This is a genomic window from Lentzea miocenica, from assembly GCF_033949945.1.
Classification (GTDB): Bacteria; Actinomycetota; Actinomycetes; order Mycobacteriales; family Pseudonocardiaceae; genus Lentzea; species Lentzea miocenica.
The window spans coordinates 1-1,313 of sequence record NZ_JAXAVW010000093.1 but is presented as its reverse complement, the minus strand read 5'-3'; the positions used below and the strand labels follow the sequence as shown (position 1 = coordinate 1,313).

At 69.8% G+C, this 1,313-nt stretch carries 1 protein-coding gene; it reads right to left on the bottom strand.

Going from position 1 to position 1,313, the window contains the following annotated elements; genetic code table 11:
* Positions 1 to 122: 122 nt before the first annotated feature.
* The coding region (locus SK803_RS46325; RefSeq protein ID WP_319972639.1) for an IS4 family transposase at positions 123 to 1,313 on the bottom strand (1,191 nt) is incomplete at its 5' end.

The window sequence follows — 1,313 nt, the reverse complement described above, 5'->3', positions numbered from 1 at the left end:
GGTATTGGTTGTGCCGGATGCGTTTGACCACGCGGGGATAGGTGCGGTGACGTCGTTGCGGGTTGAGGTTGCGGCGGGTGGTGATGTCGGCCATGACCGTCGCGCGGAGGCGATCGCGGTGCTCAGGGGGAAAGAGCCGCCGAGTCGGTGACTCGGCGACGGGCGATCCGCACGGTGCGCTTGAACTTGACCCGGTCGGGATCGATGTCGGCCTCGGTGGCGGCTCGGCAGATCAGGGCGGCCAGGGCGTGATGGGTGAGCAGGTAGCCGTAGATCTCCTGGCGGACCATGTCCGGGCTCTTGGACCGCAGGACGCGGCCGGGGCCACGCAGGTGGGTTTTGAGCTGGTCGTTACCCGTCTCGTGTTCCCACCGCTGGTGATAGGCCTCGGCAAGTGTCTCGGCGGGCGCCGCGGCCGGGTCGAGGATGGTGGTGATCAGCCGGATGGTCTCGGGCTCGCCGCCGCGGTCGTCGACGGTGTATTCCACGACCCGCACCAGCGTCGCCTGGCCGGGATCGAGCGGCTCGCCGCGGCCGGCCGCGGCGGCGATCCGGGCCCGGTCGGCACTGTTACGCACGTTCGGGCTGACCACGAACGACAGATAAGAATCGTCAGGCAGGGCTTGGACCACGGGCAGTCGGTGGCTGGACTTCATGCGCCACAACAACTGTGTGCCGCCCGCGGCGGCGTCACGCCAGTCGGCCCAGTTGAAGAAGTTCCGGTCGGCGATCAGCAGCCAGTCCGGTTCCAGCCGCGGCCACAGCTCCCGCGCCAGGGTCTGTTCGCCGGTCGCGGTCCCGGCCATCGCGGCGGCCACCACCGCGTGCGAGGCGCACTCGGAGATCGTGACCACCCGGACCTTGGGAAACGGGGTGGCGTGCCCGGCCGAGCCGCCGTAGCCGAACCCGGCGACGTTGGCCTCGGTGTCCGGGGCATCCCATTCGAACCCGTCGATGGCCATCAACCGCCACGGCCCTAGAAACGCGCCGCGGGTCAACTCGTCCGCGACCGGGACCGCGACCTGCTCGAACAGCGTCTTGACCGGTTCGAACCCCAGCCGGGCACGGGCCTGCGTGATCCCGCCCGAGGTCGGTGCCGACCACGCCTGCTCCCAGCGGTCCCACCCGGAAAGGGTCTCCGACAACCGGACCGCGACCTCCTCGTAGTCCTCATCGGCGAACAACGCCATCGCCATCGCGAAATACACCATCACATGCGGCGGCAGCTTCCCACCCGAACGCCGGGCCTGCTTGCCCGTCGCGGCGATCGCCTCGTCGACCACCTCGCGGGACACCGACCCCGCCAGCACACC